This window comes from Leisingera caerulea DSM 24564, from assembly GCF_000473325.1.
Classification (GTDB): Bacteria; Pseudomonadota; Alphaproteobacteria; order Rhodobacterales; family Rhodobacteraceae; genus Leisingera; species Leisingera caerulea.
Map to the genome: position 1 here is coordinate 268,149 of NZ_KI421514.1, position 25,047 is coordinate 293,195.

At 63.3% G+C, this 25,047-nt stretch carries 29 protein-coding genes and 1 pseudogene; 15 read left to right on the forward strand and 15 right to left on the reverse strand.

Translation table 11 applies throughout. The features are described from left to right. Positions 1-12 precede the first annotated feature (12 nt). Both CAER_RS0125840 and CAER_RS0125845 read left to right on the forward strand, forming a co-directional pair. Complete coding sequence (locus CAER_RS0125840; protein WP_027238085.1) at positions 13-882, forward strand: NAD-dependent epimerase/dehydratase family protein; 870 nt, start codon at positions 13-15, stop codon at positions 880-882. A 116-nt stretch (positions 883-998) separates the two neighbouring features. Further along, positions 999-2,747: an adenylate/guanylate cyclase domain-containing protein gene (locus CAER_RS0125845; protein WP_027238086.1), complete on the forward strand. Its 1,749-nt coding sequence runs from the start codon at positions 999-1,001 to the stop codon at positions 2,745-2,747. Between the two features lie 97 nt (positions 2,748-2,844). Here the strand turns inward: CAER_RS0125845 and CAER_RS0125850 are convergent, their stop codons facing one another. Continuing rightward, positions 2,845-3,294, reverse strand: coding sequence for a phasin, PhaP (locus CAER_RS0125850; RefSeq protein ID WP_027238087.1), 450 nt, complete (start codon positions 3,292-3,294; stop codon positions 2,845-2,847). A 132-nt stretch (positions 3,295-3,426) separates the two neighbouring features. Further along, positions 3,427-5,229, reverse strand: a complete 1,803-nt coding sequence (locus CAER_RS0125855; RefSeq protein WP_027238088.1) for a PHA/PHB synthase family protein — start codon at positions 5,227-5,229, stop codon at positions 3,427-3,429. 134 nt (positions 5,230-5,363) lie between these two features. On the opposite strand from CAER_RS0125855, the gene phaZ reads away from it, so the two are divergent. Then, positions 5,364-6,638: a polyhydroxyalkanoate depolymerase gene (gene phaZ, locus CAER_RS0125860; RefSeq protein ID WP_027238089.1), complete on the forward strand. Its 1,275-nt coding sequence runs from the start codon at positions 5,364-5,366 to the stop codon at positions 6,636-6,638. 4 nt (positions 6,639-6,642) lie between these two features. Further along, a complete protein-coding gene (locus tag CAER_RS0125865; protein ID WP_027238090.1) occupies positions 6,643-7,215 on the forward strand; it encodes a DUF6151 family protein in 573 nt (190 codons plus the stop codon). On the opposite strand, the gene CAER_RS0125870 is transcribed toward CAER_RS0125865, so the two are convergent. From CAER_RS0125870 to CAER_RS0125880, 3 genes and pseudogenes are all read right to left on the reverse strand, one after another. Beyond that, a complete protein-coding gene (locus CAER_RS0125870; protein WP_027238091.1) occupies positions 7,212-7,934 on the reverse strand; it encodes an alpha/beta fold hydrolase in 723 nt (240 codons plus the stop codon). The two genes, CAER_RS0125865 and CAER_RS0125870, sit on opposite strands and share 4 nt — an antisense overlap. Positions 7,935-8,056: 122 nt before the next feature. Next, positions 8,057-8,480: pseudogene (locus tag CAER_RS28560) on the reverse strand (VOC family protein). A 128-nt stretch (positions 8,481-8,608) separates the two neighbouring features. After that, positions 8,609-9,358, reverse strand: a complete 750-nt coding sequence (locus CAER_RS0125880; protein ID WP_027238092.1) for an alpha/beta hydrolase — start codon at positions 9,356-9,358, stop codon at positions 8,609-8,611. A 133-nt stretch (positions 9,359-9,491) separates the two neighbouring features. Between CAER_RS0125880 and CAER_RS0125885 the strand changes: the two genes are divergently transcribed. Beyond that, entirely contained in the window at positions 9,492-10,496 is a 1,005-nt protein-coding gene (locus tag CAER_RS0125885) for an Lnb N-terminal periplasmic domain-containing protein (protein WP_027238093.1), read from the forward strand. A 102-nt stretch (positions 10,497-10,598) separates the two neighbouring features. Here CAER_RS0125885 and CAER_RS0125890 read toward each other — a convergent pair whose 3' ends face one another. After that, a complete protein-coding gene (locus CAER_RS0125890; RefSeq protein WP_027238094.1) occupies positions 10,599-10,847 on the reverse strand; it encodes a hypothetical protein in 249 nt (82 codons plus the stop codon). Between the two features lie 281 nt (positions 10,848-11,128). On the opposite strand from CAER_RS0125890, the gene thrS reads away from it, so the two are divergent. From thrS to CAER_RS0125915, 5 genes are all read left to right on the forward strand, one after another. Then, complete coding sequence (gene thrS / locus CAER_RS0125895) at positions 11,129-13,075, forward strand: threonine--tRNA ligase (protein WP_027238095.1); 1,947 nt, start codon at positions 11,129-11,131, stop codon at positions 13,073-13,075. Between the two features lie 231 nt (positions 13,076-13,306). Continuing rightward, positions 13,307-13,612, forward strand: a complete 306-nt coding sequence (locus CAER_RS0125900; protein ID WP_027238096.1) for a BufA1 family periplasmic bufferin-type metallophore — start codon at positions 13,307-13,309, stop codon at positions 13,610-13,612. A gap of 68 nt (positions 13,613-13,680) precedes the next feature. Then, entirely contained in the window at positions 13,681-14,535 is an 855-nt protein-coding gene (bufB, locus tag CAER_RS0125905) for an MNIO family bufferin maturase (protein ID WP_027238097.1), read from the forward strand. After that, complete coding sequence (locus CAER_RS0125910) at positions 14,532-15,287, forward strand: HvfC/BufC N-terminal domain-containing protein (RefSeq protein ID WP_027238098.1); 756 nt, start codon at positions 14,532-14,534, stop codon at positions 15,285-15,287. The genes bufB and CAER_RS0125910 overlap by 4 nt, the downstream gene beginning before the upstream one ends. A 4-nt stretch (positions 15,288-15,291) precedes the next feature. Then, positions 15,292-15,828 carry a DoxX family protein gene (locus tag CAER_RS0125915; RefSeq protein WP_027238099.1) on the forward strand — a complete coding sequence of 179 codons (537 nt, stop codon included), beginning with the start codon at positions 15,292-15,294 and terminating at the stop codon, positions 15,826-15,828. Between the two features lie 71 nt (positions 15,829-15,899). Here CAER_RS0125915 and CAER_RS0125920 read toward each other — a convergent pair whose 3' ends face one another. Together CAER_RS0125920 and CAER_RS0125925 are read right to left on the reverse strand one after the other, a co-directional pair. After that, positions 15,900-16,268 carry a hypothetical protein gene (locus tag CAER_RS0125920; protein ID WP_027238100.1) on the reverse strand — a complete coding sequence of 123 codons (369 nt, stop codon included), beginning with the start codon at positions 16,266-16,268 and terminating at the stop codon, positions 15,900-15,902. A 42-nt stretch (positions 16,269-16,310) separates the two neighbouring features. Continuing rightward, entirely contained in the window at positions 16,311-16,628 is a 318-nt protein-coding gene (locus CAER_RS0125925; RefSeq protein WP_027238101.1) for an arsenate reductase family protein, read from the reverse strand. Between the two features lie 189 nt (positions 16,629-16,817). Here CAER_RS0125925 and CAER_RS0125930 point away from each other — a divergent pair, with 189 nt between their 5' ends. Next, entirely contained in the window at positions 16,818-17,024 is a 207-nt protein-coding gene (locus CAER_RS0125930) for a cold-shock protein (RefSeq protein ID WP_027238102.1), read from the forward strand. A gap of 71 nt (positions 17,025-17,095) precedes the next feature. Here the strand turns inward: CAER_RS0125930 and CAER_RS0125935 are convergent, their stop codons facing one another. Continuing rightward, the gene (locus CAER_RS0125935) at positions 17,096-17,575 is read right to left on the reverse strand and encodes a dihydrofolate reductase (RefSeq protein WP_027238103.1); all 480 of its coding nucleotides are present in this window, start codon (positions 17,573-17,575) and stop codon (positions 17,096-17,098) included. Between the two features lie 18 nt (positions 17,576-17,593). After that, positions 17,594-18,427 (reverse strand): thymidylate synthase, encoded by an 834-nt coding sequence (locus CAER_RS0125940; RefSeq protein ID WP_027238104.1) that lies wholly within the window; start codon positions 18,425-18,427, stop codon positions 17,594-17,596. 248 nt (positions 18,428-18,675) lie between these two features. Between CAER_RS0125940 and CAER_RS0125945 the strand changes: the two genes are divergently transcribed. From CAER_RS0125945 to CAER_RS0125955, 3 genes are all read left to right on the forward strand, one after another. After that, positions 18,676-19,581, forward strand: coding sequence for a hypothetical protein (locus CAER_RS0125945; RefSeq protein ID WP_027238105.1), 906 nt, complete (start codon positions 18,676-18,678; stop codon positions 19,579-19,581). 3 nt (positions 19,582-19,584) lie between these two features. Beyond that, complete coding sequence (locus CAER_RS0125950; protein WP_027238106.1) at positions 19,585-21,021, forward strand: porin family protein; 1,437 nt, start codon at positions 19,585-19,587, stop codon at positions 21,019-21,021. A 75-nt stretch (positions 21,022-21,096) separates the two neighbouring features. Further along, a complete protein-coding gene (locus tag CAER_RS0125955) occupies positions 21,097-21,525 on the forward strand; it encodes a VOC family protein (RefSeq protein ID WP_027238107.1) in 429 nt (142 codons plus the stop codon). A gap of 135 nt (positions 21,526-21,660) precedes the next feature. Here the strand turns inward: CAER_RS0125955 and CAER_RS0125960 are convergent, their stop codons facing one another. Both CAER_RS0125960 and CAER_RS0125965 read right to left on the reverse strand, forming a co-directional pair. Continuing rightward, complete coding sequence (locus CAER_RS0125960) at positions 21,661-21,852, reverse strand: hypothetical protein (RefSeq protein WP_027238108.1); 192 nt, start codon at positions 21,850-21,852, stop codon at positions 21,661-21,663. Positions 21,853-21,865: 13 nt separating this feature from the next. Further along, entirely contained in the window at positions 21,866-22,105 is a 240-nt protein-coding gene (locus CAER_RS0125965; RefSeq protein WP_027238109.1) for a YdcH family protein, read from the reverse strand. A 141-nt stretch (positions 22,106-22,246) separates the two neighbouring features. Here CAER_RS0125965 and CAER_RS0125970 point away from each other — a divergent pair, with 141 nt between their 5' ends. Next, positions 22,247-23,170 carry a hydrogen peroxide-inducible genes activator gene (locus CAER_RS0125970; RefSeq protein WP_027238110.1) on the forward strand — a complete coding sequence of 308 codons (924 nt, stop codon included), beginning with the start codon at positions 22,247-22,249 and terminating at the stop codon, positions 23,168-23,170. A gap of 533 nt (positions 23,171-23,703) precedes the next feature. Here the strand turns inward: CAER_RS0125970 and CAER_RS0125975 are convergent. The 3 genes from CAER_RS0125975 to CAER_RS0125985 form a co-directional block, all read right to left on the reverse strand. Beyond that, positions 23,704-24,201 carry a MarR family winged helix-turn-helix transcriptional regulator gene (locus CAER_RS0125975; RefSeq protein WP_209320225.1) on the reverse strand — a complete coding sequence of 166 codons (498 nt, stop codon included), beginning with the start codon at positions 24,199-24,201 and terminating at the stop codon, positions 23,704-23,706. 76 nt (positions 24,202-24,277) lie between these two features. Beyond that, a complete protein-coding gene (locus CAER_RS0125980) occupies positions 24,278-24,535 on the reverse strand; it encodes a succinate dehydrogenase assembly factor 2 (protein WP_027238112.1) in 258 nt (85 codons plus the stop codon). Positions 24,536-24,542: 7 nt separating this feature from the next. After that, complete coding sequence (locus tag CAER_RS0125985; RefSeq protein ID WP_027238113.1) at positions 24,543-24,959, reverse strand: helix-turn-helix domain-containing protein; 417 nt, start codon at positions 24,957-24,959, stop codon at positions 24,543-24,545. Positions 24,960-25,047: the final 88 nt, after the last annotated feature.

Sequence of the window (25,047 nt, forward strand, 5' to 3'; positions counted from 1 at the left end):
AGCGCACAGGAAATGAAAATTCTGATTCTCGGCGGCACCGGGTCCATCGGCACTGCCGTCACCCACGAACTGGTCCGCAACGGCCATCATGTCACCGGCCTCAGCCGCTCGGCGGCCTCGGACCGCAATCTGGAGGCAATGGGCGCCCGCCCCCTGCGCGGCGATCTGCGCCGCCCCGGCAGCTGGGTCGGGGAGGTTATCGGCACTGATGCGCTGATCCAGCTGGCCGCCACCTTCGACGACGGCATGGCGCAGGCCGACACCGCCGCCGTTACCGCCATCCTGCGCCAGGCGGCCCTGCGCCCTGAGCCGCTGCGGCTGCTCTACACCGGCGGCTGCTGGCTTTATGGCGCCACCGGCAGCCGGGTTGCGGATGAGGCCAGCCCGATGCGGCCGATCAAACCCTTTGCCTGGATGCAGGAAAACAGCCAAAAGGTGCTGGCGTCCCCTGCCCTCTCTGCCGCGGTCGTGCACCCGGCGATGGTCTACCACGAGGGCGGCGGCGCCTTCTCCCGCTATCTGGAGGCCGCCCGCGACGGCCAACCGTTCGAGATCTGGGGCAGCATCACCACCCGCTGGCCGCTGATCCACCGGGCGGACCTGGCCCGGGCCTACCGGCTTCTGCTGGAGCGGCCGCAGCTCACCGGCCATTTCAATGCCAGTGCCGAAACCGGCGTTCCCGTTTCGGAAATCACTGGTGAAATCGCCCGCCGCCACGGGCATGATGCCAGCTATGTGGTGCGCAGCCTGAAACATGTACTGATCAAATACGGCGCTTGGGCCGAGGGGCCGGCACTGGATCAGCAGATGGCGTCCGGCAGGCTGCGCCGTCTGACCGGCTGGAAAGTGCAGCACTCCAGCTTCCGCACTGCTCATTTTTGACGCTGAAGCGGACCAGGCTGCGCCAGAATCTTCATTTTCTGCATCTAAAGAGCAGCAAAAGATTCTCAATGTGATACAATTAATGTCAGGTCTTTGAGTGCATGGTAGCGGGGAAGATGGCTGACCAAGGGGACAGGCAAAGACAAGCCGCCGTTCTGATCGCAGACGTTGCGGGGTATTCCGCATTGGTTGAGGCGCAGGAAGCCGAAACCATTGCGGCGGTCCGCGATCTTGGCAACCGCATCATCGCCCCGGCTGCCGGGGAGCACGGCGGACGGGTTGTCAAAACAGTGGGTGACGGTTTCCTGATGGAGTTTCGCTCCGCGGTGCCAGCTGTGAAGGCGGCAATGGCTATTTCCGGCAAGGCAGCAGCCAGCCGCAACGGCCCCCGCGGGCTGAGCCTCAGACTGAGGATGGGCATCCACTCGGGCACGGTGTTCCCGTCGGACGATGACCTGCTGGGCAATTGCGTGAATGTTGCCTCCCGCCTGCAAAGCCTCGCTGCGCCGGGAGAAATCTGCCTCTCCGGCACCGTGCATGAACAGGTCCGCGGCAGGGTCGGCGCTGCATTCGACGACTTGGGTCTGCAGCAGGTCCGCAACATTGCCGAACCGGTGCGCATCTACCGCATCGCTGGCAACTCCCTGCCTGCCCTGGATCCTGAAGGCCCCTCGCCGGAGGCATCGGTGGCCGTGCTTCCCTTTGCCAGCGCCTCTCCGGCCAGCACCGAAGCCGAAGACATGGCGCAAACGCTAACTGAGGACATAACGATCGGGCTGTCCCGGTACCGCGCGCTGCGCGTTGTGTCCCGCAATGCGGCGCTGCAGTTCGCCGGCAGCAAAGCCAGCCCCTCAGTGGCGGCAGCCGAGCTGGGCGTGCGGTTTCTGGCTGAAGGAAGCGTCCGGCAGCTGCCCGGGAAGCTGCGTGTCACTGTCACACTTTCAGATGGCGCCAGCGGCCTGTCCCTGTGGAGCGGCCGCTATGACCGGGAAGATTGCACCGATTTTTCACAGCAGGATGCGCTGGCCGCTCAGATCACCCAGACCCTCGCGACGCAGCTTCAGTCCGTTGCAAGCCAAAAATCAGCCATGCGCGCGGCCAAACGCGGCACGCCGACGGGGCGGGAACTGGTAATGCAAGCCAGGTCCCTCATCTTGGATTCCCGCGGCAGGCTCACACAGTGCAGGACACTGTACCAGCAAGCCTGCGATGCCGACTTCGGCAATGCAGCGGCCTATTCCGGGCTGGCGCTGACTTATTTGGTGGAGTGGATGAGCGGCTGGGCCGTGTCAGCGGAATTGACCTTGGACAAGGCCTTTCCGCTGCTGCGCCATGCCGCCCGCATCGACCCGCTCGACAGCGTTGCGCAGCGCAGGCTTGCCGTGATGCATCTGTGCAAGGGAAACTTCACACTGGCAGAGGACCACTTTCAGCGCGCCTTGATGCTGAACCCCAACGACACCGATACCATGGCTTTCCGCGGGCTGTCCCTGATCTATCAGGGCAGGCCGGAAAAGGCACTGGCGGAACTGGACCAGGCCACGGCCCTGAATCCGTTCCACCCGACATATTTCCACTGGTTCCGGGGGCTCGCCCTGTACATGTGCCGGGCCTATGATCCGGCTGTTTCCGAGGTCACCAAGGCGATTGAGCTGTTCCCGGGGTTCCCGGTCCCGCACCGCCATCTGGCCGCCTGCTATGCCCAGCTGGGGAACCGGCCCGCTGCAGCGCGGGAATGCGGGCGCGTTCTGGACCTGGAGCCCGGATTCTCGGTTGCCCGCATCAGCAAGACGCTGCCCTTTGCCCGGGCACAGGACCTGGAGCATTACTGCGAAGGCCTGCGCCAGGCCGGATTGCCTGAATAACCCCCCCTGAAACGCAAAAGGACAGGCCTTGCGGCCTGCCCTTCTTCACGGTCCGGCTCCGTCAGGGAGGAGAGCGAGGGCCGGATCGCGGACGTGCTTACTTGGCGGTTGCCGAAGCTTTTTTCGCTGCGGTGGTCACTTCGTCAGTGGCCTTTTTCACGGCAGCGGTTGCTTCCTCGGTCATGTCCTTGCCAGCGGCCATCATCAGCTCGACGGTGTCCATCTGAACCTTCTTGGCCACTTCAGCAAAGGCAGCCATGTTTTCAGCAGCCACTTCAGCGGAAGCGGAAGCGAAATCGGTTGCGGCCTTGGCGTAGTCGGCCGGCTCTGCCTTGACCTTGGAAACATCGCCCAGCTTGGAGATGGTTTCTTTGGTCCACTTGTTCGAGATCTCGGCGGATTTGCCGGCAGCGTCCAGCGCAACGGCGGACAGCTTTTCGTTCAGGGCTGCGGTGTTCTTGAACACGTCTTCCATCGCCTTGGTGTCGACCGGGAAGGCGCCCATGAAGTCTTTCATCATCGCGGTGAAGTCTTGGGTCTTTGCCATAGTTCTAATTCCTCAGAAAGCTGCAGCAGGACCATCCTGCGCTCTTAGCATGAGAGGAATATGCGTGCCGCACCGCAGCATTTCAAGGTTTTTTATGCTGCGGTGCAGAAAAAGTTTGTAAATCCCGTGGAATCAACTGTTTGCCTTGACCTTCACATAGGACCCCGGCGCCGGCATCAAAGAGGGGTATCCCGAATCCCCGACCTCGCGGGCGGTAACCTGCTTGCCGGACCGCTTTTTCAGCCAGTCATTCCAGCGCGGCCACCAGGAGCCCTCGTGGAACTCCGCGCCTTCCATCCAGGCCTCGCTGTCGCCCTTCAGATCGTCGTTGGTGTAATGGCCGTACTTCTTCTTGCTGGGCGGGTTGACGATGCCCGCGATATGGCCGGACTGCGACACGATAAAGCCTTTGCTGCGCGACCCCATCTGCTGCACGCCGCGGTAGCAGTCCTTCCAGCGGGCGATGTGGTCGGTTTCGCAGGTGATCGACATCAGCGGCACATCCACGTCCTTGATATGCAGCTTGTGGCCCATCAGCTCGAACCCCTCGCCGACGAATTCGTTGTTCTGGCACAGCCCCCGCAGGTACTGGATCGCCATCCGCCCCGGCAGGTTGGCGCCGTCGCCGTTCCAATAAAGCAGATCAAAGGCGGGCGGTGTCTCGCCCATCATGTAGCTTTTGACAGCCGGACCATAGATCAGGTCCTTGGAGCGCAGGAACGACATGGTCCGCGCGATCACCCACGACCGCAGCAGCCCCTCCTGCTCCACCTGCGCCTCGATACCGTCGACGAAATCGTCCTGCAGGAAGGGGGTGAACTCGCCCTGCTCGCCGAAATCGGTCAAGGTGGTGAAAAAGGTTGCCGATTTCACCGACTTGTCGCCGCGCTGTTTCAGCAGCGACAGGGTCAGTCCAAGGGTGGTACCGGCGATGCAGTAGCCCACTGCATTGACCTGATCGACCTTGCAGACCTCCTTGGCCTTTTCGATCGCGGTCAGGAAGCCCTCCTGAATGTAATCCTCCATCCCGACATCGGCGAGGCTGGCATCGGCGTTGACCCAGGACACCACGAACAGCGTGTAGCCTTGCTCAGTCACCCATTTGATCAGGCTGTTCTGCGCCTTGAGGTCGAGGATGTAGAATTTGTTAATCCAGGGCGGGAACAGCACGATGGGGGTTTCATGCACGGTTTCCGTCACCGGCTTGTACTGGATCAGCTCCATCATCCGGTTGCGGTAGATCACGTCGCCCGGCGTGGTGGCGATATTTCCGCCCAGCTCAAACGCGCTCTCATCTGCCAGCCGCACCACCAGCTCGCCGTTGTTGGCCTCCAGGTCGCTGACCAGGTTCTCCAGCCCGTCGACCAGCGACTGGCCTTCGGTTTCCACCGCCTTCTCCAGCGCATCCGGATTGGTGGGCAGGAAATTGGTCGGCGACATCATCTCGATGATCTGATCGGCAAAGTAGCTCAGCCGCTGCCTGTCCTTGCCATCCATCTCGCCGGCACTCTGCACCGCCTTGCGGATCGCTTCGGCGTTGGTCAGGTACTGCTGTTTGACATAGTTGAAGTAAGGGCTGCTTTGCCACAGCGGATTCGAAAAACGGCGGTCCTTGGGGCCGCCGTCATCTGTGCTGTCCAATTGTCCGGTCAGAGCTTTCTGCGCCTCGGCGAAATTCAGCACAGATTTACTCCAGAATTCGAGCTGATGCTCCAAAAGCTTGGCAGGATTCTGCATCGCCTCCGTCCAATAGGCGGTTGCTGCACGCGCATAAAGTTCTTGATTCGGACCGTCCAGAGCCGGGTTATGCGGCACTTTCCGGGACATCACCTCGGCCAGGCGCTTGCTCAACTCCTCGACGCGGCTCATATTTTCCTTAAGTTTTTCAAAGCTCTCAGAATTGGACGTTGCGGATACTTCGTCACTAGTTGTCATATAAAGGAATCCCTCATAGGCTTTCTGCTATGCAGAATACTCGTCTGCAAAAGGCAGGGCAAAGCGGCGATTGGTCCGATGTTCCGGATTTTCTGGTCCGATGACGCGGGGACAGAGCCCGTAAGGAGACGCGCATGCGATACATGATGACCTACGACCTGATGGAGACCGTCCGGAACACCAACCAATGGCTGGGCGCCACCGCCCTCTCCATGGCATCTTACCCGGTCTTTTCCGCCTTGCCAAATCCCGCGCTCAGCTGGATGGCCGCGTGGGGCGAGGTGACCGAACGCACTTACCAGCGGATGGTGGTGAAACCCGACTGGGGCATCCGCACCTTCACCTGCGAAGACGGCAAGGACCACTTGGTCGATATCACCACCGTGGTGGAACGCCCCTTTGGCGACCTGATCCATTTCAAGGTCAACGGCCGCGAGGAACAGCCGCGCAAGGTGCTGCTGGTCGCGCCAATGTCCGGCCATTACGCCACCCTCCTGCGGTCCACCGTCAAAAGCTTGATCGTCAACTGCGAAGTCTATGTGACGGACTGGCACAACGCCCGCGACATCCCTGTTTCCGCGGGGAAATTCGATATTGAGGATTACACGCTATACCTCGTCGATTTCATGCGCGAGCTCGGCCCCGACACCCATGTCGTCGCGGTCTGCCAGCCGGTGCCGCTGACGCTGGCCGCCACCGCATACCTGGCGGAGCGCGAGCCCAAGGCGCAGCCTTCCTCGCTGACCCTGATCGGCGGCCCGGTGGACCCGGACGCCACCCCGACGGAGGTCACCGACTTCGGCCGCCGCGTCACCATGGGCCAGCTGGAGGAGACCATGATCCAGCAGGTCGGGTTCAAATACCCGGGCGTCGGGCGCAAGGTCTATCCCGGCCTGCTGCAGCTCTCCTCCTTCATGTCGATGAATGGCGAGCGCCATACCAAGGCCTTCATGGACCAGATCCAGCGTGTCTCCCGCGGGGAGGCCTCGGACCACGATGCCCACAACCGTTTCTATGATGAATACCTGGCGGTGATGGACATGACCGCTGAATTCTACCTGTCGACGGTGGAGCGGATCTTCAAGAAGCGCGAGATCGCCCGGAACGACTTTACCGTCAACGGCCACAAAGTCGATTTCAGCAAGATCACCGATGTGGCGGTCAAGACCGTCGAAGGCGCCAAGGACGATATCTCCGCCCCCGGGCAATGCGTCGCGGCGCTGGACCTTTGCACCGGCCTGCCGGAAAGCAAGAAGGCCAGTCATGTGGAGCCGGGCGCTGGCCACTACGGCATCTTTGCGGGCCGCAGCTGGCGCGACAACATCCGGCCGCTGGTGATCGACTTCATGAACGCCAACGGTCGCAGCAAACCGGCCCGCAAGCCGGCCAACAAGAACACGGCCGCCTGACGGGATGGTTGCCGGCCTGGCATTCTCCTGCAATTGCGGGACCTTGCGCGGCGAAGTTTCAGCAGCGGGTGTCAAGACCGGCACCCGCGTTGTCTGCTACTGCGCCGACTGCCGCGCCAATGAGCTGTATCACGGCCAGCCGGATCCGGCCCCGGATCCGGTCGATTTGTTCCAGCTGTCGCCCGATACCATCACCATCACCCAAGGGGCAGAGCAGCTGAAGGCGATCCGCCTCGGCCGCCGCGGCCCTTTGCGCTGGTACGCCGCCTGCTGCGGCACGCCGTTTGCCAATACGCTGGCCAAGCCCGGCCTGCCCTTTGCCGGGATGCGCTCTGATGTGTTCGAGGACAAATCCGCGCTTGGCAAGATCCGCGCCCAGGCCTTCCTCCCTGTCCCGGGCAAACAGTCCCGGACCAAAGGCGGCGGTGTCATGGCCTGGGGCATCCTCAGCCGGATGATCACCGCCCGCCTGTCGGGCCGCTGGAAAGAGACGCCATTCTTTGATGCGGAAACCGGCAAACCGGTGGCCGAGCCCGAATTGCTCAGCAAAGCGCAGCGCGCGGCGCTGTATCCTTAGGCAGGTACCGCCAGCCAGTGCAGAAGCGCCCGGTTCACCGCATCGGGCGCCTCCAGCACCGGGAAATGCCCGGCCTCCGGGATGACCTCCAGACGCGCGTGCGGGATCAGCTGTGCCAGCAGCTCCTGCTTGGCCGGCGGCACGATGGTGTCATGCTCCCCCGACAGCACCAACGTTGGCATGTGCACCCGCCGCATCGTGGCCTGCTGGTCGGGCCGCCGCTGCAGGGCGCGCGCCTGCGCCACATACAGCTCCGGCCCCAGTTCCATCCCCATGTGGCAAAACAGGTTATGCACCTCCAGCCGCAAAGGCCCCGGCGCCAGCGCCTCCATCGGCAGCGCCGCGCGCAGGACATCCTCCAGCCGCCCGGCCCGCGCCGCGATGATCTGCGGCTCCCGGTCGGCGGCCTGCTCCGGCGTCTCCGCCAGCGGGCTCGCCCCCATCAGGCACAACCGGCTGATCCGCTCCGGCGCCCGGCGCACCAGCTCCATCGCCAGGATCCCGCCCATCGACAGCCCCGCCAGCGCAAAGCGCGGCGGCAGGTGGCTCAGCATCCGGGCGGCAATCTTCTCCACCGTGTCGCCGCCTGCCAGCGGCAGCACCATCACCGGCATGCTGCCGGAAAAGGTCCTGATCTGAGTGTCAAAGATCCGGCCGTCGCACATCATCCCCGGCAGCAGAACCAAAGGTTCGCGGCTCGGTTGCTGGTCTTGAGGCATATCCTGCCCTCGCGGTTTGCCTGCCACCCGTTGTTCCGACTTTGCGGATAGCCGGCCAGGGGATCAACAAAAACCTCCCGCCGCCAGCGATTTGCCCGACCGCTGCCGCCGCCGCGCCACGCTCAATAACCGTTCCAGCGAAAGGCGCCATTCTCCGCCAGCGGGGAAAACGGGTTGAAGGCGATCTCCCAGATATGCCCGTCCGGGCTGCGGAAATAGCCGTGATGGCCGCCCCAGAACACATCCTGCCGGCTTCAGAACCTTGGCGCCTGCGGCTTCTGCGGCCGCCATCAGCTCTGCTACCGCTTCCTTGCTGCGGGTGTTGTGGCTCAGCGTCATGGCACCGGTGCCCAGCTCCCGCTCCTCCAAACCAATATCGGCCGCCAGCGCCGCCAGCGGGTACAGCCCCAAGGTCTGCGAGATCAGGTCAAAGGCGATCACCCCGTCCGGGCTGTCTGCCCGCTGCCAGCCCAACGCCTCATAGAAAGCTGCGGCTTTCTCCATGTCCGGGACGCCCAGCGTTATCAGGCTTATTCTTTGATCCATCTTTCCCCCGCGTTTCAAACTGCGTCCAAAAATGCCGCTGCCCGCGCTGACCGGGCGGCAAAAGCCCACCCTCGGCCGGACCAGCCTGACCGGCGCTGACCGGCGCTGACCGGGACGATGGCGCGGCGTCAGCCCTCGCCCAGAATGTCCAGCACCGCATCTTCGATCATTTTCAGGCAAGGCCCGTCCGAAAACCGGTGATCGGCGTCTTTCACAAGGTTCAGCCGCATGTCCGGGCAGGTGGCGTGCTCCAGCAGCCGCAGCGCAGTATGGGTCGAAACCGCTGTGTCCGCAGTCCCCTGCAGGCAGCGCACCTTGAACGGCAGGAACAGGGGCGTGCGCAGCACCAGCCGCTTGCGCCCGTCTTCGATCATCCGCTTGGAGATGTGGTAGGGCTCCATGTAGTCGCTCGGCAGCTCCACATAGCCGTTGCTCTCCAGCTCCGCTTTCTGCTCCGCAGAGAAATTCGCCCAATAGCCATCCTCGGTGAAATCCGGCGCCGCGGCGATGGTCACCATCCCCTTGATCCGTTCCGGCATCTCGCGCGCCAGCAAAAGCGCCTGCCAGCCGCCCATCGAGGAGCCCACCGGCACGATCTCGCCCTCGGTCAGCTGCTCCACCGCCGCCAACGTGTCCTCATGCCAATCCCCGATGCAGCCTTCCTCGAATGTGCCGGAGCTTTCGCCATGGCCCGAGTAGTCAAACCGCAAAAACGCCTGGCCGCGCGCCTTGGCCCAGGCCTCCAGATGCACCGCCTTGGTGCCCTCCATGTCGGATTTCAGCCCGCCCAGAAACACCACGCACGGCCCCTGCCCTTCGCTCTTGTGATAGGCAATCCGGCGGCCTTGGGCGGTGTCGAGAAACGATGTGGCGGGCATGTCTTTGGTCTCCTGTCCTTTTCCTCAAGATGTGGCACGGCTTTGCCTGCCCTGCAAGCGGCAGCACAGCCTGCTTGCAAGCCCCCCGCCGTCCTCCTTATGGTCCGCCAAAATTTTCCGGGGGACCATGCGCATGTTCAAATTCTTCAAAACCGCCGCGCTGGCCGTTGCCATCCTCGCCGTGGCGCTGGCCACTGCCTGGGCAGCGCTGGCGCTGTGGTACCGGCTGCCCTTCGGCACATTGCCGCGCGCCGCCCTGTCGGGCGGGTTTGCCCTGCTGGGCCTGGCCGTCATGGCCGGGCTGTTCCGCCGACGCGCCTTGCGTGCGCTCACCACATTTGCCCTGGCGCTCGCTGCGGTGATCCTGTGGTGGTCCACCCTCACCCCGCCCGAGGGCGGCAACTGGTCCCCCGATGTTGCCCGCCAGGTCACCGGCGAAGTGGAGGGCGATATCCTCACCCTCACCGATGTCCGCAACTTTACCTGGGAAACGCCTGAAGACTACACGGTGAACTGGGAAACCCGCAGCTACGACCTGACTGCGCTCCAGACCGTGGACCTGTTCATGTCCTACTGGGCAGGGCCGCAGATGGCGCATATGATCGTCAGCTTCGGCTTTGAAAACGGCGGGCAGATCGCCTGGTCGGTCGAGGTGCGCCGCCAGGAGGGCGGCGGCTTCTCCCCCGTTGCCGACCTTTTCAAATCCAACACCCTGGTGCTGATCGCCGCGGATGAGCGCGACCTGGTCGGCACCCGCACCAACGCCCGCGGCGAAGACGTGCAGCTGTTCCGCATCGGCGTCAGCCCCGACACCGGCCGCGCCCTGCTGCTGCGTTATGTGGCGGCCGCCAACAGCCTTGCCGCGCAGCCGCAGTGGTACAATTCGCTCACCACCAATTGCACGACCGTGGTGATGGCGCTGATCCGCACTTTCGCCGCAGAAGTACCGCTGGACTGGCGGGTGCTGGCCAACGGCTACCTGCCGGATTACGCCTGGGAGCAGGGTGTGCTGGACCAAAGCCGCAGCGTCGAAGAGCTGCGCGCTCTCGGCAGCATCACCCCCATCGCCCGGGCGCATGGCCTCACCCCGGACTATTCCGCCGTGATCCGCCAAGGCGTCCCCTCGCCCGCGCCCTGAGCCGGGATCCCCTTCATCTGGCCGGAAATATCCCGGGGAGCGCGAGGGGCCGGCCCCTCGCTTACCTTCAGGCGGGCCGGACGCCCGCCTGAAGGTAAGGCATCAGGACAGGCCGGCAGCCGGTGCTCCGTCGGCCTTCTGCGTCTGCAAGCGGCCAAGCAGGCTCTGGATCCGGCCCAAGGCCTCCTTGGTTCGCACCGCCTTTTCCTGGCTGGCCCCGCCTTCGATATGCGCGCAATGCTCATAAGACAGATGGCGCTGGGACAGTATCTTTTGTGACTGGCACAGCGCGGTTTCAATCAGATCCACATCTTCAACCGTCAGGTCAAAGTTCGGGTTCGGGCGGGTCATCGGAACACTCCTGGTATGTCCATTGGGCCTAAGATTTCGGCCACCCTGCCCCGGATTGCCACGCATGGCAACATTTTTTTCTGTTATTTTTCAATCGCTTAACAGTATACACATATGTGCCATCGCATGCACAGGCACACAATCCGATTTTCCGTCGTGAATACAATCACGTGCAAAGCCGCCTTGACTTGCACCGGCTTTGACCGCAAAACGCGCGGACGAAACACATACCCGCAACCGGGCGTTCTGTGGGCGCCAAACCGACGAGGAGCAGCCAGCCAATGGCCCAAATCTCTCTCACCTTCCCCGATGGCAATGCACGATCCTACGACGCAGGCGTAACCCCTGCGCAGGTGGCCGCTGACATCTCGACCTCGCTGGCCAAAAAGGCCATCTCCGCCACCGTCAACGATCAGCACTGGGATCTGCAGTGGCCGATCGACGGCGACGCCACCATCGCCATCCACACCATGAAGGACGAGGCGCAGGCCAACGAGCTGATCCGCCACGACCTGGCGCACGTCATGGCGCGCGCTGTGCAGGAAATCTGGCCCGACACCAAGGTCACCATCGGCCCGGTGATCGAAAACGGCTGGTACTACGACTTCGACCGTGCGGAACCCTTCACCCCGGAGGATCTCGGCGCCATCGAGAAGAAGATGAAGGAAATCATCAACAAGCGTGATGAGGTCCGCACCGAGGTGTGGGAGCGCGACCGCGCGATCCAGCATTACACCGACAATAATGAGCCCTATAAGGTCGAGCTGATCGAGAGCATCCCGGGCGATGAGCCGCTGCGCATGTACTGGCACGGCGACTGGCAGGACCTGTGCCGCGGCCCGCACCTGCAGCACACCGGCCAGCTGCCGGGCGATGCGTTCAAGCTGATGAGCATCGCGGGCGCCTACTGGCGCGGCGACAGCTCCCGCGCCATGCTGCAGCGGATCTACGGCGTCGCCTTCACCGGCAAGGAAAAGCTGAAGGCGCATCTTCACATGCTGGAGGAGGCCGCCAAGCGCGACCACCGCAAGCTGGGCCGTGAGATGGACCTGTTCCACATGCAGGAAGAAGCCCCGGGCCAGATCTTCTGGCATCCGAACGGCTGGACCGTCTACACCCAGCTGCAGGACTATATGCGCCGCCAGCAGCGCAAGGGCGGCTATGTCGAGGTGAACACCCCGCAGGTGGTCGACCGCAAGCTGTGGGAACGCTCGGGCCACTGGGACAAATACCAGGAGAACATGTTCATCGTCGAGGTTGACGAGGAGCACGCCCGCGAAAAGGCGGTGAACGCACTGAAGCCGATGAACTGCCCCTGCCACGTGGAGATCTTCAAGCAGGGCCTGAAGTCCTACCGCGACCTGCCGCTGCGCATGGCCGAATTCGGCTCCTGCAACCGCTATGAGCCCTCGGGCGCGCTGCACGGCATTATGCGGGTGCGCGGCTTCACCCAGGATGACGCGCATATCTTCTGCTCGGAAGATCAGATCGAGTCCGAGACCGCCACCTTCATCGAATTCTTGTCGACCATCTACAAGGACCTCGGCTTCGAGAAGTTCTCGGTCAAATTCTCCGACCGCCCGGACACCCGCGCCGGTTCCGATGAGGTCTGGGACAAGGCCGAGGCCGCGCTGCTGTCCGCCACCCGCGCCGCTGGAATCGAGCCGGAACTGAACCCGGGCGAAGGCGCCTTCTACGGCCCCAAGCTGGAGTTTGTACTGACCGACGCCATCGGCCGCGACTGGCAGTGCGGCACCCATCAGGTGGACTTTGTGCTGCCGGAGCGCCTGGACGCCACCTATATCGGTGCTGACGGCGCCAAGCACCGCCCGGTCATGCTGCACCGCGCCACCCTGGGCTCTTTTGAGCGTTTCATCGGCATCCTGATCGAGGAACACGCCGGCAAGCTGCCGTTCTGGCTGGCGCCGCGCCAGGTGGTGGTCGCCTCGATCACCTCGGAGGCGGATGACTACGTGATGGAGGTTGTTGCCGAACTGCAAAAGGCCGGCGTGCGCGCCGAGGCCGATATCCGCAACGAGAAGATCAACTACAAGGTCCGCGAACATTCGGTGGGCAAGGTTCCGGTCATTCTCGCCGTCGGCCATCGCGAAGTGGAGGAGCGCACCGTCTCCGTCCGCCGCCTGGGTGAAAAGCAGACCAAGGTCGAGAGCCTCGAAAATGTTACAAAGGCGCTGGCGGCGGAAGCCACCCCGCCGGATCTTCTGTAACAATTCCCCCTATTTTTAACGCAAGCGGCCCCCACTCGGGGGCCGCTTTGTTTCAACCGACATTAAAACGCCTTTAAAGCAAACGGTTAAGTCACTTTCACACACCCCTTCGGGTCACATGCTCTGACGCGGATGTGAGACACGGCCTCGTGACTTAAACTCCGGAAAACCTCGGGTTAGTGTTTCCGTGTCATCACGACACCGCATGTAGAACCGAAAGGAATTCACGAGATGTCGAACACCGCAAAATCCCTGGCCGTTGCGGGTGCCGTAGCCGCCGCTCTGACCGCAGCTTCCACCATCCCCGCCGCCGCCGGCACCAAGGAAAAGTGCTATGGCGTATCGCTGGCAGGCCAGAACGACTGCGCCGCAGGCCCCGGCACCACTTGCGCAGGCACCTCGACCGTCGATTACCAAGGCAACGCCTGGACCCTGGTTGACGCAGGCACCTGCGAAGGCATGGAGCTGCCGGCCATGGCAGACGGCACTGAGCGCAACGGCTCGCTGGAGCCGCTGGAGCGCGACCTGCCGGCATAATCGCCGCTGAAGTTCAGGGGCGGGAGCGCAAACTCCCGCCCCGGCTGCCCCCGTTAACAGGACCCGCCATGCTTGACGCCGCTGCCCATGACAAACTGCCCGCCGCCCCCGGCGTGGGCTACAAGCCGCAGCACTTTGCCCGGATCACCACCGATGCCGGCGCGGTCAAATGGCTGGAAATCCACGCGGAGAACTACATGGGCGACGGCGGCCGCCCGCTGGCGCAGCTGCGCCACCTGGCGGAACGCTTTGCCATGTCGGTGCACGGCGTTGGCCTCTCTATCGGCGGCGTAGGGCCGCTGGATGCAGACCACCTCGCCCGGCTCAAGCATTTGATTGGCTGGCTGAACCCGGCCAGCTTCTCCGAACATCTGGCCTGGTCCACCCACGACAGCCATTTCTATAACGACCTGCTGCCGCTGCCCTACACGGATGCCAGCCTGCAGCGGATCTGCGATCACATCGACGAGGTGCAAGAGACCATCGGGCGGCGGATGCTGCTGGAAAACCCCTCCAGCTACCTCGCCTTTGCAGAAAGCACCTGGTCCGAGCCGGACTTCCTGGCGGAAATCTCCCGCCGCACAGGCTGCGGGCTGCTCCTGGACGTGAACAATGTCTTTGTCTCCGCCACCAACCTCGATTTCTCGCCGCAGGGCTACATCGACGCCCTCCCGCTGGACAAGGTCGGCGAAATCCACCTTGGCGGCCATGACGAGGATGAGGACGGCCAGGGCCGCCCGCTGCTGATCGACAGCCACGGGCGCGCCGTGGTGGACCCGGTCTGGGCGCTCTTGGACTATACGCTGGTCAAATCCGGCCCCAAGCCGGTGCTGATCGAATGGGACAACGACGTGCCGGACTGGCCGGTGCTGGAGGCCGAGGCCGCCCGCGCCGCAAAAGCGCTGGAGCGCATCCCGGCATGAGTGTGACCCAGGCAGACTTCACCCGCGCCATGATGGATGCGGGCCAGCCGGTGCCGGACGGCCTCACCGATCATCTGGGCGCGCCTGCGGGCCGCCGGTTCAGCGTCTACCGCAACAATGTCGCGGTCTCGCTGACCGAGGCGATGCACAGCGCCTTTCCGGTGATTGCCAAGCTCCTGGGCAAGCAGAACATGGACGGGCTGGCGGGCCTCTACCTGCGCCAGCACCCGCCTTCTTCGCCGCTGATGATGTTCTACGGCGGACACTTCCCGGCCTTCCTGGAAGGGATGGAGCAGCTCAAGCACTTGGGCTACCTCGGCGATGTGGCCCGACTGGAGCTGGCCTTGCGCCGCGCCTACCACGCCGCCGATGCCGCCCCCATCGCACCGGAGGCGCTCGGCGCGATGGCACCGGATACGCTGCTGAACACCCGGCTGGAACTGGCGCCGGCGGCGCAGGTGCTGCGCTCTCCCTGGCCCATTCACGCCATCTGGCGCTACAACACCGAAGACGGCGCGCCCAAGCCTGAACCGCAAGCCCAGGACGTGCTGATAACACGCCCCGAATTCGACCCCATCCCCCAGATCCTGCCGCCCGCCGGCGCGGTCTGGATCAGCGCCCTGATGGCGGGCGCAACCATCGGCGAAGCGACGGAACACGCCGCCGCCGAAGACGAAGCATTCGACCTCGGCGCCACGCTGGCCCTGCTGTTGCAGGGCGGCGCGGTAACCGGCCTGGACAGCAAAGGGTAAGACCATGCACGCACTTGTCTCCACGTACTATTCCATCACCAGCAAGGCCGACAGAACGTCGGACTTCCTGGTCCCGACCCTGGCACGGCTGGTTTTCGCGGCCGTCCTCCTGGTCTATTACTGGAACTCCGCCGGGCTGAAGATCGACGGCTCTATCTTCACGCCTTCGGCCGGCGCTTTCGGGCAGATCTTCCCCAAGGCGGCTGAGGAGGTCCTCTATGACGTCTCCCAGATGAATATCTTCCAGCGGCTGGTGATCTTTGCCGGCACTGTCGCTGAATATGTGCTGCCCGCGCTGATCCTGATCGGTCTTCTGACCCGCCTGGCCGCGCTTGGCACCATCGGATTCATCTGGGTGCAGACCCTGGTCGATGTCACCGGCCACGGCGTCAAGCTTGGCAGCCTGTTCGACAACAGCATCGGCCTGATCGACCAGCGTGTGATGTGGACCTTCCTGCTGCTTGTGCTGGTGGTCAAGGGCGCAGGCCCGCTGTCCCTCGACGCGCTGCTGCGGCGGGTGGCCAAACCGGCCGCTGCCTGACCTGCCCTGCCAGGCAAAGAACAAGGCGCCCTGCCCCGGCAGCGGCGCCTTTTTCCGTCCCTTGGCAGGTGTCAGAAATGCGCCTTGGGTTCATCCGGCTGACCCGCGGCCAGCGCCATCAGCCCGGCAGTGACGGCAAAGCTGATCGGGAAGATGGTAAAGACATTAAAGCCGAACCCCCCATACATGCCAGCGGCCGAGCCCAGCAGCAGAACGCCGCCCCACAGGGCCCGCGCCCGCGCCATTGCACCGCCGGCAATCGCCAGCAGCGGCGACAGCACTGCCAGCAGCCGCAGCTGCTGCACATTGCCGACCTGTTCCGCCAGCCCCTCAACCTCGCCGAAATGCTCAACCGCTGCGGTGTAGCCGTAACCGAAAAAACCCACGATCATGCCGAAAATTCCGGCGACAATCCCCAGAACCAGGGCTGCATTGCGCATCTTTATTCTCCCAAAACCTGCCGTACCGACATAGTCAGCCGGTCAAGCAGCACCAAGGGCGGCCCGCGTGTTCTGATCCCAACCAAGGAATAATTCCCCGTCGCGCTCGATCAGCGGCCGCTTCATCAGCGCCGGATGCGTCCGCAGCAGGGCCAGCGGTTCACCGCCCCGCTCCGCCTCGCTGAGCCCGCGCCAGGTGGTTGACCGCGTATTCACCAGTTTGGCACCGAATTCAGCATAGGCCGCCTCCAGCAAGCCGTCCGGCATTCCATCCGCGCGGATATCGACCAAACTGGAATCCGGCAATTGTTTCAAAGCCTTGCGGCAGGTATCGCAGTTTTTAAGCCCGTAGATTTTCATGCTTCCCCCTATGTCCCGCAAAGCGGCGAACACAATTTATGGTAGAATTCACCAGTTTCTCTTGATTTTCATGCATCCCGTGCAACACTCAAGGTTGTCCGGCCTCGCCTTGCAGAACGACCCAAGGAACCGGCCGGATGCCCTGGGCAGCCCCCAAGGCAGAGTGCAAAGTAGAAGGAGACACGGGAAATGCCAAGCGGCACCGTGAAGTGGTTTAACACCACCAAGGGGTATGGGTTTATTGAACCCGATGAAGGCGGCAAGGATGTGTTCGTGCACATTTCAGCGGTGGAGCGGTCGGGCATGACCGGCCTCGCCGACAATATGAAAGTCGGCTACGAGCTGTCCGAAGGCCGCGACGGCCGGAAAATGGCTGCAGAGCTTAAAGCGCTTTGATCAATTGATTACGCACTGCGCCCGGACTTGGGCTGGGCGCAGGCACTGACGGGCCGGGGATATTGCCCCTGTCACGCCCGCCTCAGATATTCAACCATCACGCAGGCCGGATCGCTGTCCCGCAGGACCGTTTCACCGGCCTTGACCCAATTGTCCGGATCGAACTCCGGGAAAAAGGCATCCGCCTCTTCAATGGTCAAATCCACCTCGGTGATCAGCAGCCGGTCCGCCATACCCAGCATCCCGCGGTAGATCCCCTCACCGCCAATGCCGTAGACGCGCCGGTGCCCCTGCGCATGGGCCTCTTCCACCGCCGCTTCGATTGACGGCAGCACAATATCTGCCGCCTCGGGGTTCGAGGACACCACCAGGTTCAGCCGGTTCTTCAAGGGTTTCACCGGCAGGCTGTCCCAGGTGTTGCGGCCCATGATGATGGCGCCGCCCAGGGTCTCGCGCTGAAACGCCTTCAAATCCTCCGGCGCAAACCAGGGGATATCATTGTCCTTGCCGATGGCCCCGTTGCGCGCCCGCGCAGCGATCAGGGTAATCATGGATGTTTTCCTTTGAAATCAGACCGCGACCGGCGCTTTGATGCCCGGATCCGGGTCATAGTTCAGGATCTCGAAATCCTCGTACTTGAAATCGAAGATCGAGCTGACCTGCCGCTTGATCCGCAGCTGCGGCAGCGGCTTGGGGCTGCGCGACAGCTGCAGCTTCACCTGCTCCACATGGTTGGAATAGATATGCGCATCGCCCATCGTATGCACGAAATCCCCCGCCTCGTATCCGGTCACATGCGCCAGCATGGCCAGCAGCAGCGCATAAGAGGCGATGTTGAACGGCACGCCCAGGAACATGTCGGCAGACCGCTGGTACAGCTGCAAATGCATCTTGCCGCCCGCGACCCGCACCTGCCACAGCGTATGGCACGGCGGCAGCGCCATGTCCGGCACGTCCGCCGGATTCCAGGCCGAAACGATCAGGCGGCGGCTGTCGGGGCTTTTGCGGATCATCTCCACCAGATCCGCGATCTGATCGACACTGCCCGCCCGGTACAGCGGCTCATCCCCGGTGGTGCCTTCGGCCAGCTCCAGCTTGGGGAACCGGCGCCACTGGTGGCCGTAAACCGGACCCAGATCGCCGTTCTCATCCGCCCACTCGTCCCAGATCGAAACGCCGTTTTCCTTCAGGTACCGGATGTTGGTGTCCCCCGACAGGAACCACAGCAACTCATGGATGATCGACCGCAGATGCAGCTTCTTAGTGGTGACCAGCGGAAACCCGTCGGCCAGGCTGTAGCGCGCCTGCATCCCGAAACAGCTCAGCGTGCCGGTGCCGGTGCGGTCGTCCGACGGTACGCCATTGTCCAGAATATGGCGCAGCTGATCCAGATAATGCTGCATGGAGCCCCCCCTGGCTTTGCCCTGAATGTCACGTCCCGGAATACCCCCTGCACCGCCAGCCGCCAAGAGCAAAAATCACCTTTGCGCCTGCCCCGCAGCACAAGATATGCTCAGACCGACCCCAAAAAGACCTATATACAGGTAGCGCATCCGCCACGGTTGCGCCGGAAACAGAAGTGTTCAATTGACTTTGCCACGGCCGCGCCCGATGGTGGCGCAAAACGATAAAGATATTGAGGTAAAGGCAGATGAGGCGCTTTTGGCTAGGGATCGCGGCGGCGTCCGCGCTGTCCGCGTGCGGCGGGGGCAACCCGTTTACCACCGGGACAGATGATCCGGATGACGTCACCGGCACGATCCCGGAAGCTGTTGCAAACGATCTCGACAGCGTCAGCTACAATCCCGCAAGCCAGACCCTGACCGTGACTGGCGTCAGCTTGGACGAAACGCCCTTCTCCGCCACCTACGTGCGCAAACCGTCATTGGACCGCAACGGCTACGAGGCCTACACGGTTCAGGATTCTTCGCTCGACCGCCACTCCACCGCCTATGCGCGCGAGATCGAGGGCGGGTATGCTGTTGTTGTCGCAACGGGCGGTCAGTTCGGCTATTATTTCGCCGGCGCCAACTACGGCCGCAGCGGCGCTTATTCCGCGCCCGTCACAGATCAGCCCTCCGGCGGTCTCGTCAGCTACGCAGGGTCCTACGTCGGCCTTTTGAATACCGCCGGCAGCGGCGAGGACCTGCTGCCCGTGACGCCCGGCACTCCAACCGACGTGCTGCCGTCGCAAGCCGCCGAAATCACTGGCGACGTTCTGGTCAACGCAGACTTCACCGACAATGTGGTCAATGGCCTGATCTACAACCGCGCCGTCAGGGATGACGGATCAGTGTCGCCGACAAATCTGGAACTGGCGCCGACTGCCATTGCTTCGGACGGCACTTTCTCCGGTTCGGCAACGATCGGGCAGCAATCTGTCGGCGAATATGGCGGTGTGTTCTCCGGAACGAATGCCGCGTCGGTCGCCGGCGGTGTCCACGCCACCGGCCATATCACCGAATACGGTTCGGATATCGAGGAATACGGCGTCTTTGTGCTTGGCCAATGCGGGGGCGCCAGCAGCGACCCGCTTTGCGACCAGCCGACGCCTTAAATCATGCGGAAGGCAGCCGCCGCCGCGCTGCTGGGACTGGGGCTGTGTTCTGCGCAGCCCCAAGCGCAGGAAACCGGACGGCAACAGGCTCACCTGTCGCTCCAGCAGGGGCATATTCTGGCGGTGCACGCCTTGAATTCCGGCAACCCGCAGCTGGCGCTGCGGCTGTCGGACGCGCTGCTGCAGGCCGACCGCAAGAACCACCTGGCCTGGCATCTTCAGGCCGCCGCCTATGCCCAGGCCGGGCAGCCCGCCAAGGGCCGCAAATCCGCCGCCCGCGCCTTCCGCTTTGCCCCCGACGACGCCACCAAGTACCAGATGGCCCAGCTTGCCTCGCGCCTGGCGTTTCAGGGCGGCAGCGCGGTCCTGTCCCAGTACTGGCTGCGCCGCACGGCCGTCTACGCCCCCGACAGCAAAGCCGAAGAGCTGATCGCCAAGGACTATCAGGCGCTGCGCCGCATCAGCCCCTGGTCCTTCCGGCTGAGCGGCGGCCTGAAGCCATCGAACAACGTGAACAACGGCTCTGACGCCGCGACGCAGGAAATCGACGGGCTGTCCTCGCATGAAAACAGGTTCGGGCCGCGGGCGATTGCGCTGTCCGGCCTCACCGGTACCCTTGATGCCGGCATAACCCGCCGCCTGCGCCAGAGCGACGCCAGCCTGACCACGCTCAGCGGACGCCTTTACGTGCAGCGCGTGGCTCTGTCCTCCAGCGCCAAGGCAAAGGCGGCAGACCTTGCAGCCCGCACCATGACCACAGCACCGCGGAACTCGGAATTCGGATCCACCTACGGCGAGATCACCCTCAGCCACGCCTTCGCCGCCGGGCCTGCAGACAAGGGCGGCAACGCCCGGATCGCCCTCACTGCCGCCACCTCCTGGTACGGCGGGCAGCGAAACTACAATCTTGCAAAACTGTCTGCCGCCCGCAGCTGGGCCCTCTCGCCCCGCAGCCGCCTCACCCTCAACGGCAGCGCCGAGCACCGGCTGGATCCGCGCCTGAAAAGCCTGGAAGCCGATGTCTTCGGCCTTGGGGCGTCGCTGTCGCGCAAGCTCGAAAACGGCGACAGCCTCAGCTTCACCCTCGGCCTGCGCGACACCCGGGCAAACAGCGTGAACTCCAGCGGCCATACCGCCACCGTTCACGTCGGCTATGCCTTCGGGCAGCTGGTCGGCCCTGCCAGGATCAGCACCGGCCTGATTTTGGGAACCGCGGATTACCCCGACCACACCTTCTTTGACGGCAGCGACTGGCAGCCCATCCCGGGCGGCCGCCAGGACCATTCCGTCTATGCCGATCTGAACCTGTTCTTCGAAGACTACGACTATGCAGGCTTTGCGCCGATGCTGCGGGTCCGGGCCGGCAAGCGCAGCTCCAACCACAGCCGCTTTGACAGTTCGGAATTCTCCGTCTCGCTGGGGATCGAGTCAAAATTCTAAGACCGCCCCGGCGCTTTTGCTGGCCTTCGCGCCGTGGCCCGCTAAAGTCCCTGACAGCGATAACAGGAGACCCCCATGCCCCTCAAATACCTGCACACCATGGTCCGGGTGAAGGATCTGGAGAAATCCATGGCTTTCTATGAACTGCTGGGCCTCAAGGAGACCCGCCGCTGGGAAAACGAACAGGGCCGCTTCACCCTGATCTTCATGGCACCGCCGGGCCAGGAGGAAACCCCGCTGGAGCTGACCTACAACTGGGATGGCGACGACGCGCTGCCCGATGACAGCCGCCATTTCGGCCATCTCGCCTATGGGGTGGACGATATCTATGCCACTTGCCAGCACCTGATGGACAATGGCGTCACTATCAACCGGCCGCCGCGCGACGGGCATATGGCCTTTGTGCGCTCGCCCGACAATGTGTCGATCGAGCTGCTGCAGAACGGCGACTCGCTGGCCCCGGCGGAACCTTGGGCGAGCATGGAAAACACCGGCCACTGGTAAGAGCCGGCAGGCCGCGGGGCCCGGCAGGGCCCCGGGTGCGGCCTGTGTTTTGGATCGGCTTAAAAGAAATCAGCCCTCCGGCTTGCACCGGAGGGCGATCAGGCGGCTTCGCACGCCGCGCTTCTGTCCGGACCGTCACGCCCGGCGGTTCTGGTATCCGAACGTCAGCGTCACTTGCGTGCGCTTTCCTGCGATGCAGGGGCTGCCGCCATCGGGACCGTCATCGTCCTCCTCTTCTCCATCATCAAGCAGGGCCGCCTGCATATCCTCCAGATCGGCGCTGTGCAGAAAGCCCGCGCCGCTCAGCGGATGGGTGAACTGGAACATTACCGCCGCCTCCCTATGCCGATTGCTGCTGATTGAAGCCCGGCAGCCCGCTGCGGCGCAACTGACCCAGGCAGCGCATGATCTCATCCTTGGTCCGCAGGCGCTGGCGCTTCAGCCCTTGCAGCATCATGCTGCACGGCGACGGGCGTTTCAGCTCCTTGGCGATTTTCGCCTTCAGCGACTGATGTTTCAGGCGCAGCTTCGCCAGCCTCACCTGCAGCGAGAAAACCTTTACCCGTGGACTGTTGTTCATCAATTGCCTCCTTTTTCCTGTGTCAGGCGGCGCGGCAAGCCGCGGCCTCACAGTCAAGATGGGCAGGCATTGCATTTTAAGAACCCAATACTATTGTCCTTTAAGATAGGTTTTTCCTATATCTTGCGAGGAGAGCCACAGATGCCGGAAATCACCCTGCGCCAGCTCCGCTATTTCGCCGTCCTCAGCAACGCCTTGCAGTACCGCAGCGCAGCCCGGCAACTGGGGATCAGCCAGCCCTCCCTCAGCTTGCAGATCGCCGCCCTGGAGAAAGCCCTGGATACCCGGCTGATCGAACGGCGGCGCAACGGCCTGATCCTGACCCCGGCAGGGCGCAACACCGCGGCCCAGGCCGAAAGGATCCTGCAGGACGTGGAACGGCTCAGCCAAACCGCCGGCGCCTCCGGCAACGCTCTGGACGGCACCCTGCGGCTGGGGTCTTCGCCGACAATCGGCCCCTACCTGCTGCCGCGGGTGCTGCGGCGCCTGCATCAGTCTTTTCCGGACCTCAAGCTGGTCATCCGCGACGCTCCCCCGCGCGAGCTGACCGAGGATCTGCTGGCGGGCCGGCACGATCTGATCCTGACCCAGCTGCCGGTGCCGCGCGATGACATCCGCCACACCTTCCTGTTCCGGGAGCCGCTGAGCCTGGCCGTGGCCCGGGATCATCCCCTGGCCGGCCGGAGCCGGGTGAAGACCGCGGATCTGGACGGGGAGAACCTGCTCAGCCTCAACCCGTCTTACACGCTGAGCCGCCAGGTATCGCAGCTCTGCGCGGCATCGGGGGCGAACCTGCGCGAGGATTTCGAAGGCACCAGCCTTGATGCGCTCCGCCAGATGGTATCGCTCGGCATGGGCGCAACCCTGCTGCCTGCGCTTTATGTCGAGTCCGAGGTGAAACGCGGCGAAGGCGATGTCGCCGTGGTTCCCATGCAACCGCTGCTTTACCGGCAGGCAGGCCTCGCCTGGCGCCGCAGCAGCGGCAGCCCGCCTGCCTTCCTAATGCTTGCAGATTTCATCCGCAGCGTCATCGAGCAGGAGTTTGCCAATCAGGTGATTTTGTAAGGCAGAGTGGCACCGCCGCCGGGCTGCCCTCAGCCAGTCTCAGTCTGCTGCCGCCACTGGCAGCCGCAGCTGCCCCCTTGGGCCTGGGGGACCGGACGGAACCCGGCCCGCTGCCGGCCCGCCCCGGCCCGTCCGGGCGTTGCAAGCGCGGCGGCCGGAGCCGCGCAGGCGTCAGCAGCCGCATGACGCCGTAAAACGCAAATGACCCCGCATAACGCAAAAAACCGGCACAGCGCCTGTCCGGTGCTGTCCGTGCCTGGCGGTGCAATGACCCGCCTTCCGGTTTTCTGAAAAACACAAACCAATAACAATTTCCCGCCTAAGCAGGACCAGCCGCCCCGGGACAAAATCCTCTCGCGGCAGCAAGGGCGGTCACTTCTGCAACCTTCAGCCGTGGCCCCGTGCGGGTCCCGGCGCTTTGCCCTTCAATACAGCCGGAGCACGGTTTCCCCTCATGCCCCGATTTGGCCTGCCGGTGCTTTGCCGGTGTTTTGCGGCCCGTTGCCCACCGGAACCCTCTCCCGGCCAGCGCCTTAGTAGATATAGCGGATCTGATCCGACCAGTAGCGCTCCACCCGCTTGAGCGAGGCGGTGATATCCTCAATCCCCTGCGAGGAGATCACGTTCTTGCCCTCCAGCCCCTCGGCATGGCGGGAGAACAGCGCCGACACGATATCGCGGATCTCGCGGCCGCGCGGGGTCAGCCGCACCCGCACCGAGCGGCGGTCGATTTCACAGCGCTGGTGGTGCATATAGCCCATCTCGACCAGCTTCTTCAGGTTGTAGCTGACATTGCTGCCCTGATAGTAACCGCGGGTCTTCAATTCCCCGGCAGTCACCTCGTTGTCACCGATGTTGAACAGCAAAAGCGCCTGAACCGCGTTGATTTCCAGCACGCCAACGCGTTCAAACTCGTCCTTGATGACATCCAGCAGCAGACGGTGGAGACGCTCGACAAGGGCCAGCGCCTCCAGGTAGCCAGTCATGAAACCTTTCCGGTCTGTCTGGCCAATTGGCATTTCCATACTCATTCGCATCTCCGACTCGAATTTGCTTCTAAGACAAGATGCCAACAATTCCCGAAAAATCGGTTAAGCCGGTATTTTATTATTTTTGGTAGGTTTGCGCTATGTCCGCGACCAGTGCGCGGAACCGCTCTCGCGGCTCCGCCTGGCCGGTCACCCACTGGTACAGATCCTGGTCGTTTTCGTGCAACAGCTGGTCATAAAGATCCAGCTGCGCAGCGTCCATCTGCTCCAGATTCGCGGCTGCAAAGGCCGACAGCAGGATATCCATTTCCTTGATACCCCGGCGCATAGAGCGCATCTGCAGCCGCTTCAGGCGGATGGTCCGGTCTTCCTGCATCCTGGTCTCAGGCGACTTCTGTGGTCTGGCCGTCATTGACCTGAAGCAGGGTCCGCAGCTTCTTCTCCAGGCGTGCAGCCCGCTCCGCATTCTGGCGCATTTCGCTGCGCAGATCACGCAACTCGTTCAGAACGCTTGTGAAATCGCCTGCTTCCAGCTCCAGCGGCGCCGGTTCCGACATGCCTTCGCCTTCGCCGGTCAGCAGCCAGGACATCGACACGTTCAACACGCCGGCCAGCATCGTCAGCTTGTTGGCGCGCGGCTCCGCCAGGTCGCGTTCCCAGGCGCTGAGCGTGGACTTCTTGATCCCAAGCCGGCGCGCGAGCTGGCCCTGGGTCATCCCGGCAGCTTCCCGTGCAGCCGCCACGCGGTCGCCAAATGTCGCTGCGTCCGGGCCGTACCAGTCTGTAGTCTGCTCCGTCATTGCCAGTTCTCCTAATCCAGTTTGAACGCGGCTTGATCGCCGTTAAGCCGCACCCTATGACAGTTGCGAGCAACATACAAACCGAGGC

Excerpts from the sequence above, each read along its gene's own strand:
- CAER_RS0125840 (WP_027238085.1), top strand. The coding sequence starts at position 13 with ATGAAAATTCTGATTCTCGGCGGCACCGGGTCCATCGGCACTGCCGTC.
- CAER_RS0125845 (WP_027238086.1), top strand. The coding sequence starts at position 999 with ATGGCTGACCAAGGGGACAGGCAAAGACAAGCCGCCGTTCTGATCGCA.
- CAER_RS0125850 (WP_027238087.1), bottom strand. The coding sequence starts at position 3,294 with ATGGCAAAGACCCAAGACTTCACCGCGATGATGAAAGACTTCATGGGC.
- CAER_RS0125855 (WP_027238088.1), bottom strand. The coding sequence starts at position 5,229 with ATGACAACTAGTGACGAAGTATCCGCAACGTCCAATTCTGAGAGCTTT.
- phaZ (WP_027238089.1), top strand. The coding sequence starts at position 5,364 with ATGCGATACATGATGACCTACGACCTGATGGAGACCGTCCGGAACACC.
- CAER_RS0125865 (WP_027238090.1), top strand. The coding sequence starts at position 6,643 with ATGGTTGCCGGCCTGGCATTCTCCTGCAATTGCGGGACCTTGCGCGGC.
- CAER_RS0125870 (WP_027238091.1), bottom strand. The coding sequence starts at position 7,934 with ATGCCTCAAGACCAGCAACCGAGCCGCGAACCTTTGGTTCTGCTGCCG.
- CAER_RS0125880 (WP_027238092.1), bottom strand. The coding sequence starts at position 9,358 with ATGCCCGCCACATCGTTTCTCGACACCGCCCAAGGCCGCCGGATTGCC.
- CAER_RS0125885 (WP_027238093.1), top strand. The coding sequence starts at position 9,492 with ATGTTCAAATTCTTCAAAACCGCCGCGCTGGCCGTTGCCATCCTCGCC.
- CAER_RS0125890 (WP_027238094.1), bottom strand. The coding sequence starts at position 10,847 with ATGACCCGCCCGAACCCGAACTTTGACCTGACGGTTGAAGATGTGGAT.
- thrS (WP_027238095.1), top strand. The coding sequence starts at position 11,129 with ATGGCCCAAATCTCTCTCACCTTCCCCGATGGCAATGCACGATCCTAC.
- CAER_RS0125900 (WP_027238096.1), top strand. The coding sequence starts at position 13,307 with ATGTCGAACACCGCAAAATCCCTGGCCGTTGCGGGTGCCGTAGCCGCC.
- bufB (WP_027238097.1), top strand. The coding sequence starts at position 13,681 with ATGCTTGACGCCGCTGCCCATGACAAACTGCCCGCCGCCCCCGGCGTG.
- CAER_RS0125910 (WP_027238098.1), top strand. The coding sequence starts at position 14,532 with ATGAGTGTGACCCAGGCAGACTTCACCCGCGCCATGATGGATGCGGGC.
- CAER_RS0125915 (WP_027238099.1), top strand. The coding sequence starts at position 15,292 with ATGCACGCACTTGTCTCCACGTACTATTCCATCACCAGCAAGGCCGAC.
- CAER_RS0125920 (WP_027238100.1), bottom strand. The coding sequence starts at position 16,268 with ATGCGCAATGCAGCCCTGGTTCTGGGGATTGTCGCCGGAATTTTCGGC.
- CAER_RS0125925 (WP_027238101.1), bottom strand. The coding sequence starts at position 16,628 with ATGAAAATCTACGGGCTTAAAAACTGCGATACCTGCCGCAAGGCTTTG.
- CAER_RS0125930 (WP_027238102.1), top strand. The coding sequence starts at position 16,818 with ATGCCAAGCGGCACCGTGAAGTGGTTTAACACCACCAAGGGGTATGGG.
- CAER_RS0125935 (WP_027238103.1), bottom strand. The coding sequence starts at position 17,575 with ATGATTACCCTGATCGCTGCGCGGGCGCGCAACGGGGCCATCGGCAAG.
- CAER_RS0125940 (WP_027238104.1), bottom strand. The coding sequence starts at position 18,427 with ATGCAGCATTATCTGGATCAGCTGCGCCATATTCTGGACAATGGCGTA.
- CAER_RS0125945 (WP_027238105.1), top strand. The coding sequence starts at position 18,676 with ATGAGGCGCTTTTGGCTAGGGATCGCGGCGGCGTCCGCGCTGTCCGCG.
- CAER_RS0125950 (WP_027238106.1), top strand. The coding sequence starts at position 19,585 with ATGCGGAAGGCAGCCGCCGCCGCGCTGCTGGGACTGGGGCTGTGTTCT.
- CAER_RS0125955 (WP_027238107.1), top strand. The coding sequence starts at position 21,097 with ATGCCCCTCAAATACCTGCACACCATGGTCCGGGTGAAGGATCTGGAG.
- CAER_RS0125960 (WP_027238108.1), bottom strand. The coding sequence starts at position 21,852 with ATGTTCCAGTTCACCCATCCGCTGAGCGGCGCGGGCTTTCTGCACAGC.
- CAER_RS0125965 (WP_027238109.1), bottom strand. The coding sequence starts at position 22,105 with ATGAACAACAGTCCACGGGTAAAGGTTTTCTCGCTGCAGGTGAGGCTG.
- CAER_RS0125970 (WP_027238110.1), top strand. The coding sequence starts at position 22,247 with ATGCCGGAAATCACCCTGCGCCAGCTCCGCTATTTCGCCGTCCTCAGC.
- CAER_RS0125975 (WP_209320225.1), bottom strand. The coding sequence starts at position 24,201 with ATGAGTATGGAAATGCCAATTGGCCAGACAGACCGGAAAGGTTTCATG.
- CAER_RS0125980 (WP_027238112.1), bottom strand. The coding sequence starts at position 24,535 with ATGCAGGAAGACCGGACCATCCGCCTGAAGCGGCTGCAGATGCGCTCT.
- CAER_RS0125985 (WP_027238113.1), bottom strand. The coding sequence starts at position 24,959 with ATGACGGAGCAGACTACAGACTGGTACGGCCCGGACGCAGCGACATTT.